At 41.8% G+C, this 17097-nt stretch carries 12 protein-coding genes; 5 read left to right on the forward strand and 7 right to left on the reverse strand.

Going from position 1 to position 17097, the window contains the following annotated elements; genetic code table 11:
* Positions 1-257: 257 nt before the first annotated feature.
* Both KDU71_RS19135 and KDU71_RS19140 read right to left on the reverse strand, forming a co-directional pair.
* Entirely contained in the window at positions 258-890 is a 633-nt protein-coding gene (locus KDU71_RS19135) for a hypothetical protein (protein ID WP_212192719.1), read from the reverse strand.
* Positions 891-907: 17 nt separating this feature from the next.
* A complete protein-coding gene (locus tag KDU71_RS19140) occupies positions 908-3046 on the reverse strand; it encodes a TonB-dependent receptor plug domain-containing protein (protein WP_244828605.1) in 2139 nt (712 codons plus the stop codon).
* A 204-nt stretch (positions 3047-3250) separates the two neighbouring features.
* On the opposite strand from KDU71_RS19140, the gene KDU71_RS19145 reads away from it, so the two are divergent.
* Positions 3251-4060, forward strand: a complete 810-nt coding sequence (locus tag KDU71_RS19145; protein WP_212192720.1) for an SDR family oxidoreductase — start codon at positions 3251-3253, stop codon at positions 4058-4060.
* A gap of 133 nt (positions 4061-4193) precedes the next feature.
* Here KDU71_RS19145 and KDU71_RS19150 read toward each other — a convergent pair whose 3' ends face one another.
* Positions 4194-5801 carry a dipeptidase gene (locus KDU71_RS19150; RefSeq protein WP_212192721.1) on the reverse strand — a complete coding sequence of 536 codons (1608 nt, stop codon included), beginning with the start codon at positions 5799-5801 and terminating at the stop codon, positions 4194-4196.
* A gap of 145 nt (positions 5802-5946) precedes the next feature.
* Between KDU71_RS19150 and KDU71_RS19155 the strand changes: the two genes are divergently transcribed.
* The 3 genes from KDU71_RS19155 to KDU71_RS19165 all read left to right on the forward strand — a co-directional run bounded on the left by KDU71_RS19155 (position 5947) and on the right by KDU71_RS19165 (position 9243).
* Positions 5947-7089: a hypothetical protein gene (locus tag KDU71_RS19155; protein ID WP_212192722.1), complete on the forward strand. Its 1143-nt coding sequence runs from the start codon at positions 5947-5949 to the stop codon at positions 7087-7089.
* Positions 7090-7100: 11 nt separating this feature from the next.
* Positions 7101-8183 (forward strand): lactonase family protein, encoded by a 1083-nt coding sequence (locus KDU71_RS19160; RefSeq protein ID WP_212192723.1) that lies wholly within the window; start codon positions 7101-7103, stop codon positions 8181-8183.
* A gap of 121 nt (positions 8184-8304) precedes the next feature.
* Entirely contained in the window at positions 8305-9243 is a 939-nt protein-coding gene (locus KDU71_RS19165; protein WP_212192724.1) for a TIGR01212 family radical SAM protein, read from the forward strand.
* Between the two features lie 20 nt (positions 9244-9263).
* Here KDU71_RS19165 and KDU71_RS19170 read toward each other — a convergent pair whose 3' ends face one another.
* From KDU71_RS19170 to pflB, 4 genes are all read right to left on the reverse strand, one after another.
* The gene (locus KDU71_RS19170) at positions 9264-10418 is read right to left on the reverse strand and encodes an adenylyltransferase/cytidyltransferase family protein (protein ID WP_212192725.1); all 1155 of its coding nucleotides are present in this window, start codon (positions 10416-10418) and stop codon (positions 9264-9266) included.
* 139 nt (positions 10419-10557) lie between these two features.
* Positions 10558-11340 (reverse strand): formate/nitrite transporter family protein, encoded by a 783-nt coding sequence (locus KDU71_RS19175; protein WP_212192726.1) that lies wholly within the window; start codon positions 11338-11340, stop codon positions 10558-10560.
* Positions 11341-11378: 38 nt separating this feature from the next.
* Complete coding sequence (gene pflA / locus KDU71_RS19180) at positions 11379-12104, reverse strand: pyruvate formate-lyase-activating protein (RefSeq protein WP_212192727.1); 726 nt, start codon at positions 12102-12104, stop codon at positions 11379-11381.
* 85 nt (positions 12105-12189) lie between these two features.
* Positions 12190-14421, reverse strand: coding sequence for a formate C-acetyltransferase (gene pflB / locus KDU71_RS19185; RefSeq protein ID WP_212192728.1), 2232 nt, complete (start codon positions 14419-14421; stop codon positions 12190-12192).
* Positions 14422-14872: 451 nt separating this feature from the next.
* On the opposite strand from pflB, the gene KDU71_RS19190 reads away from it, so the two are divergent.
* Positions 14873-17038 carry a S9 family peptidase gene (locus tag KDU71_RS19190; protein ID WP_212192729.1) on the forward strand — a complete coding sequence of 722 codons (2166 nt, stop codon included), beginning with the start codon at positions 14873-14875 and terminating at the stop codon, positions 17036-17038.
* Positions 17039-17097 lie beyond the last annotated feature (59 nt).

Here is a 17097-nt window from a genome sequence, read left to right on the forward strand (position 1 = left end):
GGAATATTTGTGAAAGCATAGCGAGCTATGGTGAACAGATATGACGATGAAAATGAATATTTATAAGTGAAACTCTAAGCTTTTCCTTAAATAATTGATTTACTGCTTTAAATCTCATCACCACAGCTCGCTACGCTTCTGAAATTTGCATTGTAAATCAGTTATGTAAGAAATTTTGAGCTCTGTAATTTTAATCGAACTCAGGTTATTAATTGATAAATCCCGGCAGAGAATATAATACTGCCGGAATATAAGCTTTATTGACTGGCCAGGCATTTGTTCAACATCGCCTTGTTATGAATCGATCCCCAGGTTGGCCAAAGGTGGTTAGGATGTTTGCTGTGGGCAAATAGTTCTGCCGCTTTTTCGTATAATGGTTGTGCTTTTTCTTTGCCACCACCAAACATTTTTGGTGTATGGTAGATGTTGTTGGCCTTACAATAGTATATGCGGGGATTAGCGGCATTGAGCTGTTCTGCTTTAGCCAGTGCTTCGTTTGACAAACTTGAGTACTTGTAGCCACGCATGGGATTTGTTATTCGTAATGAGTAAACCAGGGCTTGTAAGGCATAAATCTCCGATTCGTCACTTTTGCTGCCGACAAGCTGTTTCAATGCTAGTTGTGCTTTATCGAGTTGTAAATCAATAGAGTCGGCATCTGTGATAAAATGAGTGGAGCGAGCATATGCATAGGCTACGTAATAGAGCGGTAGCCATTCATCCTTTTCCACATCGGCAATGCGCTGAAAGCTGGCTGCAATTTGATTAATAGAACTAACATCTGTTGTTTGATAAAGCTGTGTGATGTTTTGTTGCATGATGGTCTCGTAGTCGTTTGCTTGCATCCATTGCGTTAGGCATAATGCAAAAATGAGTGTTAGTGTTTTCATAGTGAAATGATTTAATATTAGTTATTTATTGAAATGAATATCCCTAAGAACAGGAACTGCTTAATGTCGGGTAAAAGAGGTATTTGATAGCTATCACCGCTCTTGTCCGGGGACGAAACTGTTCGATAGCCCACCAAATGGTTTCGGCCCAACACGTTAGAAAATGAAAAGTGAACAATGGTTTGATGGTCACCCAGGGTTGTGAGATAGCTTAAGTTTATACTCAGGTCATTGTATACAGGTGCTTTTTGATTCATAAAAGTCGCATCACCGTTACGATGGTATGGGCGGCCTGAGGCCACTGTCCAGGTGGCACCAACTTGCGTGTTGATGGTGCCCATGAAATATTTTCCCACGGCCGAAAAGGTATGCTCTGCTATAAAGGATGGCATGGCAGACTTTGGGTAATCCTGATAGTGACGTTGGGTGTCAATGTATGAATAGGAAAGCCAAAAGTCTGTTCGTTTCAGTGTTTGCTTATCTCTGTAAAAAATATCAATGCCTTTAGCAAAGCCATTGCCTTTATTGGCCAGTTTCTGGAACTGATAATCTGTAAATGAGTTGTAGCTTATGAGTTGTTCGTAGTTTTTGTAATAACCTTCGACACGAAACAGACGTTTTGCAAGGGAGCCTGTCTGGTAACCAATTAGATAATGTGTGGCTTTTTCAAATTGTAGCGAGGATGAGTACTTCAGATAATCATTCTGAGGACTCTGGAAATAATGGCCCCATGCAGCTGTCAGTAAGCTGTTTTTGCCAGTTTTACAAGCCACAGCAAAGCGGGGCGACAGACTCGATTGGTTCAGATAGCTTGAGTACTCATACCGCAGGCCCGGCCGCAATGCCAGTTGAGCTGAAAGGTGTATTTCTGATTCAATGAACAAAGCTGCTATATGATCCCTGATATTAGTGCTGTATTCTGTATCAGTCAGTGTGTTGCTGTAATCTTGCTGATAGTAAGTGAAGGCATCAGCCAATCCGTATTTTAAATCTATACCTTCAGATAGTGGCTGATGAATGCTCAGGCGTGCTTCAGAATAAACCTCAGTATTCAGTGTGCGATTAGAACTTGCCAATTCACGTCTTCTGTTGATGGTTGTAGCAAGACCTGATTTAAGGCAACTTGCTGCTGAAATGGGTGTGACATAGCTGATGTTAATATATCCGTTACCACCTTCAGAATCAATGTTGACCTTGTTGCTGCCCACCACAGTATTGAATTCCTGAATGCCAAAGTCAAAGGTTGAGAAGCATTTAAACATGGCACCATTCGCTTTTTTCTGTCGATGCATCAGATTGACATTACCTGCTTCTGCAGGTTTAATCCAATCAAGGCGGTTATTAGTCATGTTGAAGTAGGGAGCAAGGTTGGTGTAACTTAAACCCAATGAGGTTGAGCGATTGGGCGCTGCCCATGTTTTGGAAGCCTCGAGTCCGATGGACATAAGTGATAGACTGGTTATTTCTTCTACCGCTATGTCATTTGATTCCAGAATAAGTATGGAAGAAAGAGCTTGTCCGTATTCGGCTGAATAACCGCCTGTGCTGAACACGGTTCCACTAAATAAGCTGGGAGCAAAACGGCCACGGGTGGGTAGATCAGGTACTTTAGAGTAGTAAGGTTTAGCAGCCAATAATCCATCCACAAGTACTTTTGTTTCTGAAGCCTCACCACCGCGTACCAGCAGTCGGCCGTCGTCAGCAGCAGGCTGCGTGCCCGGAAGTGTTTTAAGAGCCCCATTAATGTCACCCAATGAGCCAGCTGTGGTATAGATGTCAAGAGGTTCAAGCACGGTTGCCCGTTTTTTGTCGCCAGCACTAAAAGTTCCGGCAGTGATGGTAACAGCATTCAGGCTGGTAACACTCTCTTTTAGTACGATGGTTAAAAAACGGTTGTGTGGCGGCAATACTTCTTTGGTCTTATAGCCAATATAGCTGACAACCAATATTGCCTCCGGATGATTCGTCTCAATTTCGAATTTGCCTGCAGTATTGGTAATCGTGCCATCATAGGTGCCTTTTAATGTAATGTTTACGCCTATGAGGGGCGAGTTATCGCTACCAACGACAATGCCCTTGATTATAGGTTCACTCCGCATGTGCTGGGTGATACTAACCAGGACGAGAAAAACTGTATAAATTACTTTGCTTACCATTGATTGTTTGCATTTAATTGACAGTTCAAAAGTGCAGATGCCATCACAACTATTAAATTTTAAGATGACGAGCTGTTGAAATACTGCGACCAGTTGTTGAAAGGTGCAGGATGGCACAGTTGATTTTTAAATCATTTATAAATCGTTAATTTCACAGCTTGATTGAGGCAGTGCTGTTAATCTGCTTGAATAATTAAATACGATATGAAGAACAAAGTCATTATAATTACAGGTGCTTCGTCGGGTATTGGTTTGGCTTGCGCCAGGGAGTTTGCTCAACGTGGCGCTAAGCTGGCGCTGGCAGCTCGCAGTGCCGAAAAACTTGTGGAGATTGAGCATGAACTTAAGACCAATGGCACTGAAGTTATTTCAGTAAAAACCGATGTCAGTGTACAGGATGATTGCAGGCATTTAATTAGTGAAACGCTAAAAGCATTCGGACGCATTGATGTGTTGGTTAATAATGCAGGTATTTCCATGCGTGCGGCCTTTCAGGATGTTGATTTAGAGGTGCTAAAGCAGCTAATGGATGTGAATTTCTGGGGGACAGTATATTGCACCAAGTATGCTTTGCCTTCATTATTGGAGAGTAAGGGTTCTGTGGTAGGCGTTTCTTCTATTGCCGGATTTATTGGTTTGCCTGGTCGTACCGGTTATTCGGCATCCAAGTTTGCCATGCACGGATTCCTTGAAACCATTCGCGTTGAGAACCTGAAAAAAGGACTGCATGTATTGATTGCGGCACCTGGTTTTACGGCTTCCAATGTGCGCAAGGCGGCACTTACGGCAGATGGCAGCAACCAGGGAGAAACTCCTCGCAAGGAAGAAAAAATGATGAGTGCTGAAGAAGTGGCCATGCACATGGCTAAGGCTATTATTAAGCGCAAACGTACGCTCATCCTGACCTTTGTTGAGGGTAAACTAACCGTTTTTCTGAAGAAATTTGTGCCCGGATTATTGGATAAATTGTCCTATAATCACATGGCCAAAGAACCGGATAGTCCGATAAAGTAAAGAGGTATTATAAAGTGAAAACAGAATAGTAATAGTTTGGCTTTGGTGAGCTCAAATTATGAACTAGTTAGATTAAAAGTCATAAAAAAATCCCCGCAGCGTCATTCTGCGGGGATTTCTTTATGCTGTTTTATTAGAAGCCTAAGCCAAATTTGGCCCAGTATTTCTCTTCCAGTTCTTTCCAACGCAACATGGTTGCTCCGGTAAAATCTTTGGTGTATCGGTTCAATAGTTCTTGTGCTTTTTCTTTTTCACCCGCTTCAATGAGTTGATTAACGCGAGCTTCCAATTCTTTGGTCTCGGTCAGCCCTTTTTCTTCAAAATAGGCAATTTCCTTGTTCATCCCTTCTTTAGTGCTTTGCCACTCCAGTGTCGCCAGTTTGTTGGCTTTGCGATATTGCCAGGTAGCTGCATCGTTGCGATAGCGCTTCTGTCCGCAAAAATTGAAACTTTCGGGTAACTCGGTGGCTCCGCTGTAGATAGGTATGCGAGGTGATTGTGCCGGATTGTCGAAGCTGAACCAGGCAATACCACCAATTTCATCAGGTAGCCAATCGCGTAGCTGAATAATCTCAGAATATGAACACCACGATACAGCGACTGTTCTTTGAAACTCAACTGCTTCTTCTTTTAACGCATTGTATAGGTTTCGTTCGTTACGTCCCATCCATGGATTTGCAATAGGTGATTTAAGGGTGTCTACGCCAATTTCTTCCTTTTTATCGTTGTATTTCTTTTTTGTTACCAGCAGGTTCTGCGTCATATCATACTCGGTTCCTTCGTATGTTTCGCGGTACAGGGCCATCACATCCTGAACCGACACTTTTTTATCGGGCTTCACCGAGAAAGGCAGTTCATCAGCTTCAAAATCGAGGTTCAGAGAAGGAGCCAGGGCATTCAAAATGAAATACTCACGAATCATAAATGGTTTCTCAACATCGCCATAGGCTTTCCAGAATTTAAAGGGCTCTTTACCATCCCAGCGGCCCAGCTTCTTTGCCGCCGAGAAAACATTTTTAGAAGCCATAAAATGGTCTTTATCTTTCAGGTTGATTTCGCCAATGCGCGATATATTGGCCGATACACCCACGTGACCATCCGGAATGCGCTGTGCAGCCCATATACCGCCAATGTTATCGGGTCCTTCGCCAACAATCTCCAGTTGCCATACTTCCTTTTTATCGGCAATTGTAATGCATTCTCCCCAGTCGCCGTAGCCATATTCTTCAATCAGCTCACCAATCAGTTTAATGGCATCGCGGGCTGTTGAGCAGCGTTCCAGCGCAATGCGTTCCAGCTCTTCGATCAAAAACATTCCATCTTCATTCACCAGCTCTTTAGGTCCTACAAAGGTGGTTTCGCCAATGGCCAACTGTTTCTCATTCAGGCATGGATAAGCCGTATTCAGGAAACTGTATGTTTGTTTTGCCTGTGGAATTGTGCCGGCTACTTTAACCTTACGCATATCCCAAGGTGTTTCAGTTTTTAATTTTCCTTTTAAAATAGGTGTTGTGGTATCATTTTTGAATTGCTGGCCCTGCTCAATAGTCAGCCAGGTGCGATAGCGTCCATCGCAGGTGTGTGATGTAATTACCGAACCATCGGTGGAAGCGCCCTTGCTGACCATGATACTGGTGCAGGTTTCGCCAAAATAGGGATCGTTAACCTGGTCAAAAATACTTTGTGCAAAAGTGGCTATTGCGCAGATTAAAAGGAGGAAAGCAGTGAGATGTCTTTTCATGAGCATTATTTATTACAGTGTTATTTGACGCTAAAATAGTAAAAGCCAAATACTAACTGGCTAACAAACATCATGTGAAAGCATTTAAACAGCGATTTAATTAATTGTTTATCTTTAACTATCAACTTAAAGGCTACATTACGCCATGAAAACTAAAATCATAGCAAGTTTGCTGCTAATTACACTATTAAGCAGCTGTTCATTACTCAAATTCCAACCTCAGTTTGGTACCGAAGCATTATCAAAACAAGATTTGAATACACGAATGGCTGTGCGTTCTTATTATAAATCATTTACCGGGCAGGTCATTCAAGCGGCTGATTCGATTGTTGCTACTACAGAAGAGCCCAGCATAAAAGCCGAAGCTATTAAGTGGAAGGGAGCGGCTACTTCGGCGTGTGCTCGTACTGCTTTTCAAAGTGATGCTGAAATAGCACTGGTGGATACCTGGTTACTGGCAAAGCAAATGGATGTCTATCTGCAAGCGAGTGGTTCAGTACATTTTGGTGAATTGAGTCAGATAGCTGAAGCATGTGCCAATGAGCTTGTGAATGAAATACAGCAAACGGCCAAACGCAGCAATGATAAAAAGCATTACGAAGAGCTACTGAGTTTTGTCGAAACCTATCCGCTGACTTCAGAATTATACGAATGGCAATTTTCTAAGTTCGATACGCGACCGCTCTTAATTGAGCACCTGCAAATACCGGATTCGCTATATACATCTACCATTGGTACTGGAGCCGAAGTGATGAATGATTTTACTGACAGGATGAGTGTTTACAATGAGCAGATTCAGTCGCAGCTTGCCTGGGAAAAGGACTTGATTTTGTTGACATTGGAAAATGATAGTTTGGCTGAACCCTATTTGGCGCGGATTGATTCATTGTCTCAAATGCTTAACCGTTTGGCTATAGTGGCACAGGAATCGCCTGAAATGATGGGTATAATAGCCGTTCGTATGCGCGAAGAGTTAACGCCTGTCCTTCATGATTTTAACACGGGTATGCGCACAAGTATCTATGAACTATCACAAGAGCGGCAACACCTGCAGAAATATCTGGATGAACAGCGTGTATTGTTGCGTGATGATATTCAGCAGTCGGGAAAAGTACTGATTGAGGAAACAACCGATAACCTAATTCGTTTTATTCGCAGAATATCCTGGCTGATAGTATTTGTGGTAATTGTGCTGGTAGGAGTTATTTTTGGTTTACCTTTTACTTTAGGGTATTTACTGGCAAAAGCACGTTTTAAACCACGTTTGACAAATAAAAAAGACGAATAGATATACAGAAAATGAAAAAAATCTTGCTTATTATGGCCGTAGGCCTGGCATTGGTATCATGTACCAATAAAAAGGAAATAAAAACCTACCCGTTCTTTTTGGGAACCTATACAGATGGTGAAAGTGAAGGAATTTATCAGGGAGCTGTCTTTAGTGATGGTTCGTTTGATACTTTGAGGTTGGTGGCTAAAACTGACAATCCCTCTTTTTTATGTTTTGCTAATGAGCAACAAACCCTAATTGCTGTTAATGAATTAGATGTTGACGGCACAGGTACTGTTGAAAGTTATGCCATTATAGAAAATGGACTGGAGAAACGCTCCTCTTCTGAATGCGGAGGGGCACATCCCTGTCATGTTTCAAGCAATGATAAGGGAGATATCCTGGTTGCCAACTATTCTGGTGGTAACATCGGGTACCTTCAAGTTGATAAGAGTGGTGAGTTGAGCCCTTTAAAAGAAGTAGCTCAGCATTACGGTGAAGGCGTCACAGATCGTCAGAAAAGTCCTCATGCTCATTCTATCTGGTTTTTAGATAATAAACATGCCGTAGCTGTTGACCTTGGAATAGATCAATTGATTTTTTATCAGCTTATTCAGGGTGAACTTCTAAAAAGCGATAGCCTTAAACTGGACAATGGAGCGGGACCGAGGCACCTTGCTATGCATCCTCAAAAAGAGCAAATGTATGTCATTAATGAGCTTAACAGTACCGTAACAGTTGTTGGAAAGGTTTCAGGCTCTTGGCAGGTACTTGGCTCGGTATCTACTTTGCCAGCTGACTTCACCGGTGACAGCTATTGTGCCGACATACATATTTCTGGTGATGGTCGGTTTATTTATGCATCCAACAGAGGGCATAACTCATTGGCCATATTTAAAATAGTCGGTCAGCAATTGGAATTGATTGGGCACGAATCGGTAAGAGGAGACTGGCCACGTAATTTCGCCTTAACACCTGATGGCGAGTTGCTGGTGGTGGCTAATCAACGATCTAATAACCTGGTGGCTTTTAAACGCAACAGAGAAACCGGTTTGTTGTCATACGTGAGTGAGCAAAAGGCTGAGATGCCTGTATGTGTGTTGTTTGAGTAAGTTATAATAAAGAGATTATAGAAAGAGGAAAGTAGTGCTGTTTGAGGCTGCTTTCCTCTTTGTTTTTTAATCACTTCATTAACTTATTATCTGTATCTTTGTCGCCCAAAATAAACAGGAGATGCAATACGATTGGGGAACCAGCAAACGCTACAACGACTATAGTTCATACATTAAACGAACCTTTGGAGAGCGAGTACAAAAAGTATCTGTTAACGCAGGTTTTACTTGTCCCAACCGTGATGGTTCGAAAGGAACAGGTGGTTGTGCATTCTGTAACAACAGCACATTTAATCCATCGTATTGTGGACCGGAATTGAGTATTGTCGAGCAGATAGATAAGGGCATCTCTTTCTTTCGGCCTAAATATCAAACACAGCAATACCTGGCTTATTTTCAGGCATACAGCAATACCTATGGTGAAACAGCCTATCTGTTGGAACAATATCAGCAGGCGCTCAATCATCCAAAAGTTGCGGGTATTGTGTTGGGCACGCGGCCTGATTGTATTTCGGATGATTTATTGGTGACTCTGAAAGAGTGGCGCAAAGACTATTATATTGCGATTGAACTGGGTGCAGAATCCACCTCTGATGAGACATTGCTTCAGATTAACCGGGGGCACAATTATGCCGAAACAGTTGATGCAGCAAAACGTATTGCCGGGGCTGGTATTCCAGTAGGTATGCACTTAATACTGGGTTTGCCGGGTGAGAATCGCGAGCAGTTGCTTCAGCATGCGCGTGAAGTAAGTCAACTGCCAATTAGCTTTCTAAAGTTGCATCAGTTGCAAATTGTTAAGGGAAGTTCGTTTGCTAAAATATATGAAACCACACCTGACTTCTTCAGGCTTTATACAGCCGAGGAGTTTATTGATTTGGTGGTTGATTTTCTAGAGATAATGCATCCCCGTATTGTAATGGACCGTTTTATTAGTCAGGCACCCCACGATTTACTAATTGCTCCGCGCTGGGGGCTCAAAAATTTTGAGTTTGTTGCCAAAGTAGAAAAGCGTTTGGCTGAAAAAGATAGCTGGCAGGGAAAGTATTTCCAGCTTTAGTACTTTCCCTGTGTAAGTGTTTATATACCTGAGTTTTTGCGTCTGATCTTAATGCGCATGGCACCATCAACTGGCTTTTCGGATACCAATATCAGGTAACCACCACCCCCTGCACCTGCCAGTTTCCAGGCCAGTGCATCTTTTTTATAGGGCTCAATGGCAGCCGCCACGTCTTCATCAATCATGGCAGGAAACATGGTTGTTTGCGCTTCAAATGATTTAAGAAATGCTTGTGAGAAACCTTTCAGGTCTTTCGCCATAATAGCTTCCCATGCCTCTTCAGCGGCTGTGGCTAACGATTTTACATTTTCTTCGTTAATATATGTTTCCTTTAAAAGGTCCAGTCCATTTTTACGTGGCCAAAGCAAAACCATAAAAATATGTTCTTCAAGCCAGTTGAGGATATCCTCATCGTGAACAGATTCAAAGGATTTAGGCCAGTATGCTGCATCGTAATAGTGGCGAACCAGTCCGGGCATGCAAATGCCAATGGCATCTTGTGCGCCGGAAATGAGTTGCGATCCCGGCGAATTTTCGTACTTAAATAGTATTTCGGCCAGTTTTTCAGGTTTTTCAAGGGGTAAAAAATAGGGCCATATTTTTTTGGCCGCATTACGCGTTGAGGTGGACATGCCACAGCGTTCGTTGTATTCAATTATAGGTTCAAGCGACAGGGTGATGGCCCAGCCAGGATGAAATTCAGAAACATAAGGCTGGTCAATCCAGGTGCCGGCTAAATCAATGCGATAGGGAAGCAGGCAATTATCCGATGTTCTGATGTCGGTTGTAGAACGTTTGGGCAAGCCATCTTCCGGAATGCGCTTCAACACCTTTAATTCGGTGCCAATCTCCTTGCATAGCTTCTCTTTGGCCGGCGAAAAGCCATCTTCATTCACCACAAAATAGTCGGGCTTCAATTGCTTAACTTCTTCTTCAAAATCCATTATGCCACCACCTGAGTTCACAAACGCTTCTTTGACAAACTTAAGCGCCTTAATCATGTATAACCTTTCTTCCTCGCAGTTGATGGTTTCACGGCCTTTTAGTACTCTGATAGTTCTGTCAGAACCAATTCCAACATGTAAATCACCATATTTGGCAGCCTCTTTGAAAAAGGCTACATGCCCACTGTGTAACATGTCAAAACAACCGGAAACAAACACTTTTTTGCTCATTTGATATATGCTTAATTAAGGATTTGAAAGCCAAATATAATGGAATGTGTGGGAAGTGAAGAATGCTTTTGCCCGAAATACAAAAAAAAGAGCACCCAAACGGATGCTCTCTTTAGATTTGAAAGTTAAGCCACTAAATTTATTTCTTTTCGTAAACGAACCAATAGGCTGTTCCTACAAATAAAGCACCACCAATAATGTTGCCAATGGTAACTGGAATCAGGTTGTCGGTAAGGAATGAAAACCAGCTTACATCAGCCCCGTAAAAAATGGCTGTTGGGATAAAAAACATATTGGCCACACTGTGTTCGAAGCCCATAGCTACAAAGGCCATTATTGGGAACCAGATACCCAGTATTTTACCCGATAAATCTTTTGCCGCATAGGCCAGCCACATGGCCAAAGCCACCATCCAGTTACAGGCTATACCTTTGACGAGTGCCTTAAGGAATGGTGCAGCAGTTTTGTATTCGCCAATATTTACTGTGCTTGAAAGCCATGGATCTTTGCCAAAAATATCGGTATAATAGGCGAACAGGAAGGCTACTATTAATGAACCAATAAAGTTGCCGGCATACACAATACCCCAATTTTTAAATATGGTTTTTAGTTGACGGTTTCCCGATAGCAAGCCCGGAATAAAATAAGCTGTATTGCCGGTAAACAGGTCGGCCCCGGCAATGGCGCATAATATAAGCCCCAGCGGGAAAACAGCTCCAAACAGAAACTTTTGTATACCCGGATTGCTGGCACTTAGTCCGGGTAAACCGCCTCCAATAACAATGGCTAATAAACCACCCATAGCAATATAGCCACCCGCCAGCAACGCTAAAACAAATGTTTTTGGTACGCTGGTATTGGCTTTAGCTTCAGCCACTTTATTAACTTGCTCTACTATTTCTTTTGATGAATAATAGTTCATTCTTTCACTTTTTTAAGGGTTGAATATCAGAGGCAGAATTAGTTAATTACTACTTCTTTAAAATAGGTCGTCAGGATGTTATAGGCTTCATTCAGTTGTTCCGGTGTATTGGCTTTAACTCCTTTTAGCTTATACTCCCAGCCAAGGTGCTCATATTTGTGTGCGCCCAGTTCGTGGTATGGCTGTATTTCCAACTTCTCAATGTTGTTATATGCCTGAAAGTGTTTGCCAAGCTGGTGAAGGTGTTCTGGATTATTGCTATAACCCGGAACCAGAACATATCTCAGCCAAACAGGCTTGTTTATTTCCTGAAGGTAATCGACAAAAGCAAGTGTCTTGGCATTGCTTTTACCGGTTAGTAATTGATGTTGGGCTTCGTTTATGTGTTTAATATCGAGCAACACAATGTCAACATATTCCATCACCGCCTTAACATCTTCGTTAAGAATACTGCCGTTGGTATCAATGCACACATGGAAGCCTTCTTGTTTGAGTGTTTTTACGACAGGAAGCAATTGTTTGGCTTGTACCAGCGGTTCGCCTCCGGAGAAGGTAAGGCCACCTTTTTTTCCAAAGAAGGGCTTTTGGTTTTTAGCCATATTTACAATTTCCTCAACTGAGGTTTCTGTACCTCCCTTTAGTTCAATGGTATCGGCATTGGCACAATACAGGCATTTAAAATTACAGCCCTGCAGAAACACCACCAGACGAATTCCCGGTCCGTCGTAGGTGCCTAATGATTCAAATGAATGTACTCGTAACATAAGTATCTAGTTAAGAGTCAGAAGCCAGAAGGCAGAAGGATGACATGCACCTTCTGCCTTAATTCTTCTGCCTGTATATCTGTTATTACATATTGCTGTGGAAGCTACGTGAGATAACTTCTAACTGCTGTTCACGCGTCAGGCGAACAAAGTTCACAGCGTAACCTGAAACTCGAATGGTTAGCTGTGGGTATTCTCCAGGATTTTCCATGGCATCTTCCAATAGTTCACGATTCAGAACGTTCACATTCAAGTGGTGAGCTTCTTTAGAAAAGTAAGCATCCATCATGGTTACCAGATTTTCAGTACGTGTATCTGAATCAGCACCCAATGACTTAGGAATAATGCTGAAAGTATTTGATATACCATCAAGTGCATTCTTATAGTCCAATTTAGCTACAGAGTTCAACGAAGCAATTGCGCCGTTCTTGTCACGTCCGTGCATTGGGTTGGCTCCAGGAGCAAATGGTACACCTTGCGCACGTCCGTCAGGAGTTGCACCTGTTTTCAATCCGTATACCACGTTTGATGTAATGGTAAGGATTGACATAGTAGGCTCGGCGTTTTTGTATGTTGCCAAACCACATAGCAACTGGTTGAAGTTGTTTGAAATTTCCACAGCCAGGTTATCTACGCGATCATCATCGTTACCATAGCATGGGAATTCTCCTTCGATTTTGAAGTCAGTTGATAAACCTTCTTCGTTACGAATAACAGTTACTTTAGCATGCTTGATAGCCGATAATGAGTCAGCAACAATAGATAAACCTGCCATACCATAAGCCAAATTCACTTTAGGATTGGTGTCAACAAAAGCCATCTGTGCTTTTTCGTAGTAGTATTTATCGTGCATGTAGTGAATGATGTTCATCGACTCGTTGTAAACACGAGCCACATCTTTCATAGCCAATTTGTAGTTAGCCATTACCTCGTCAAATTCAAGTACTTCGCTTTTCAAGGCAGGGATACCTTCTACAATGGTCTTACCGCTCATCTCGCAACGTCCACCGTTTATGGCTAACAGTAATGTTTTAGCCAGGTTGGTACGTGCACCAAAGAACTGGATGTGCTTACCAATTTCCTGGAACGATACACAACAAGCAATACCGTAGTCGTCAGAGTTGCGAGTATTGGTCATCAAATCGTCATTCTCATACTGGATAGATGACGTATCGATTGATACCTGAGCACAGAACTTCTTGAAGTTTTCTGGTAAATCTTGTGACCAAAGAACTGTCATGTTTGGCTCTGGTGAAGGGCCTAAGTTGTAAAGTGTTTGTAAGAAACGGTATGAAGTTTTAGTAATTTTATGACGGCCATCCATCAATTTACCACCAATGGCTTCAGTTACCCAGGTTGGGTCGCCTGCAAAAATTTCATTGTAAGCATTCATGCGTAAGTGACGAACCACGCGTAGTTTCATCACAAACTGATCGATAAACTCCTGCGCTAATTCCTCAGTGATGTTGCCATTAGCCAAATCGTATTCCATGTAAATGTCAAGGAATGACGATACGTTACCTAATGACATAGCGGCACCATCCTGCTCTTTTACAGCCGACAGGTAGGCCATGTACACCCACTGAACAGCTTCTTGTGCAGATTCTGCGGGACGAGAAAGATCTAAACCATATTTGGCACCTAATTCTTTAATGTGGATAAGGGCTTTAATTTGCTCAGCCACTTCTTCGCGTAAGCGAATTTTATCATCGCTCATAGGACCAACTAATCCAGCTAAATCAGCTTGTTTGGCAGTCACCAGGCGGTCAATCCCATACAATGCTAAACGACGGTAGTCACCGATAATACGTCCACGCGCGTAGTTATCAGGCAAACCTGTTAAGAAACCTAATGAACGGTACTTGCGAATCTCATCAGTATAAACATCAAAAACACCATCGTTATGTGTTTTTGCGTAATTACGGAAAATATCTTTAACACGGTCAGATACTTCTAAACCTTGTTCACTACAAGCTTTCTCAACTACTGCAATACCACCATAAGGTTTCATAGCACGTTTTAGTAGTTCATCAGTCTGCAATCCTACGATTAGCTCAAGGTCTTTTTGGATGTATCCCGCTTCGTGAGATGTGATGGTTGATATCGTTTCAGTATCGATTGAACGAACACCGTTGTTTGCCCGCTCTTCTTTGATTGCATCCAAGCAGATTTCCCAAAGTTTTTTGGTTCTGTCGGTTGGTCCACACAAGAAAGAGCTATCTCCTTCATAAGGTGTGATGTTTTTCTGAACAAAATCTCTAACGTTTACCTGTTCGTTCCAATTTCCTCTAACGAACACTTCATTAATTTTACTCATAATTTGCCTGTTAACCTGTACTAATTATTGTTTGTGCGTATAATGCTTAATTGAGGTGACAAAGAAACATTGTTTTAATGTCTTGTGCAATCCTCATTATTAGGGTAAAAGGGGAGTGTTGGGTCTGAAATTAGTTCTGTCAAGAAGTATTAATTATAGAATATGTAGATTAAATATTCGAATATAAATTGTAATGTCCACATTACAAATGAGATTTAAGAGTGTAATATTTGATAGTCAATATGTGGAAATTTCGAAAACTCTGCTTAATAATTTCAGTTGTGAAAAGATGTAAATTCTAAAATTTATATATTTTTAACATTTAAGAGTTGATAGAAGAGCATAAAGTTGGACTTTTTTCTTCTAAAGTTGTTGAAAGAAAATATGGAAAATCGTTTCATGAAGTATCATTATATATACCTTTATAACAGTTTAACCCAATATTAAAACTATGAATAAACTTATTTACCTGGTAGGCATTGTTTTGTTTGTTGCCTGCAATACTCAATCAAAGAAAACATCATTAGTGCCGGGCGACCTGCCGGATGCGCCCATTGCTGCTAAAAAAGACTCAGTGTTAAAGATGCACGGACATTCGAGGGTTGATCCTTATTTCTGGATGCGATTAACTGATGAGCAAAAAAATGCAGAATCGCCCGACCTGCAAACGCAAAGTGTGCTTGATTACCTGAATGCCGAAAATGCCTATACAAAGGCAGTGATGAAAAATACGGAAGCTTTACAGGAAAAGTTGTTTGATGAAATTGTAGGGCGAATTAAGAAGGACGATGAGTCGGTGCCTTATTATTCCAATGGTTACTGGTATTACTCCAAATTCGAAGATGGTAAAGAATATCGGATTCATTGCCGTAAGAAAGGAACAATGGAGGCGCCAGAAGAAGTGTTTTTTAATGAAAACGAAAGGGCAAAAGGACAAGCTTATTATGCTCTTGGTAGCTTAAGTGTAAGTCAGGATAATAAGCTGCTGGCATTTGCCGAGGACTTTGTAAGTCGTCGTATTTATACAATCCGATTTAAAAATCTGGAGACTGGTGAAATATTATCTGATGAGCTGTCTAATGCACAGGCTGGCGGTGCCTGGGCCAATGATAACCAAACATATTTTTATACGACAAAGAACAAAGTTTCGTTATTAAGTGAGAAAATCTGGCGTCATAAGCTTGGTAACGCAGTTGAGCAGGATGTGATGGTTTATCACGAGACAGATCCTTCGTTTTATATTGGAGTAGGCAAAACCAAGTCTGATAAATACATTGTTATCGGTGAAAGCTCAACCTTGGTTAGTGATTACCATATACTGGATGCCAACACGCCGGAAGGAGAGTTTAAATCCTTTACGCCACGTACCGATAATCATGAATATAGCATTGAGCATTTTCAGGATAAGTGGTTTATATTAACCAACTCTGAAGCAACTAATTTCCGTTTAATGGAAACATCGGTTGATGCCACAGAAATGAGTAACTGGAAAGAGCTTATTCCTCATCGCGAGGATGTGCTGCTGGATGGAATGGAAGTGTTTAAAGAACACCTGGTGGTGAGTGAACGTAAAGATGCCCTGACGCATTTGCGTATTATTAATCAATCGACCAGCGAAGAACACTATATTGATTTTGGCGAAGAGGTATATGTGGCTTATATCTCCACCAACCCTGAGTTTGACACCAATTTATTGCGCTTTGGCTATAGTTCGATGACTACGCCTGTATCGACCATCGATTATAATATGGATACCAAAGAAAAGGATGTGAAAAAAGTACAGGAAGTGGTTGGTGGCCATAACCCAGATGAATATGTTACAGAGCGATTGTGGGCTACCGCTCGTGATGGTGCCAGGGTTCCCATGTCTGTGGTTTATAAAAAAGGTGTTCAGAAGGATGGGAATGCCCCGCTGTTGTTATACGCTTATGGCTCATATGGAGCTACAATGGATCCTTGGTTTAGTTCTACTCGTTTGAGTCTGCTTGACCGCGGGTTCATTTATGTGGTGGCCCATATACGAGGTAGCCAGGCTATGGGACGCCAATGGTACGACGATGGCAAGATGCTGAATAAAATCAATACGTTTAATGATTACATTGATTGTAGTAAATACCTTATCGAAAAGAAATATAGCTCTCCAGAGCACTTGTATGCAATGGGAGGAAGTGCCGGTGGATTGTTGATGGGTGCTGTTGCAAATATGGCACCTGAGTTGTATAATGGTATGATTGCAGCCGTTCCTTTTGTTGATGTGGTTTCAACCATGCTCGATGAAACAATACCATTAACAACTAATGAGTTTGACGAATGGGGGAATCCTAAGAATAAAGAATACTACGATTACATGCTGAGCTATTCACCGTATGATAATGTGGAGGCAAAAGCGTATCCGAACATGCTGATAACAACCGGCTTGTTTGATTCGCAAGTACAATACTGGGAGCCGGCCAAGTGGTGCGCCAAACTACGCGACAAGAAAACAGGAGACAATATATTATTGATGCACACGAATATGGAAGCTGGGCACGGTGGTGCATCGGGGCGCTTTAAGCGTTATCGCGAAACTGCATTGGATTATGCGTTTATGATGATGCTTGAAGGCATTGATGAGTAAATATACAATGATGATACATCTGACCCGCCGGTATATACTGGCGGGTTTTTTTTATGTCT

The sequence above is a fragment of the Carboxylicivirga sediminis genome (genome assembly GCF_018156225.1).
Taxonomy (GTDB): Bacteria; Bacteroidota; Bacteroidia; order Bacteroidales; family Marinilabiliaceae; genus Carboxylicivirga; species Carboxylicivirga sediminis.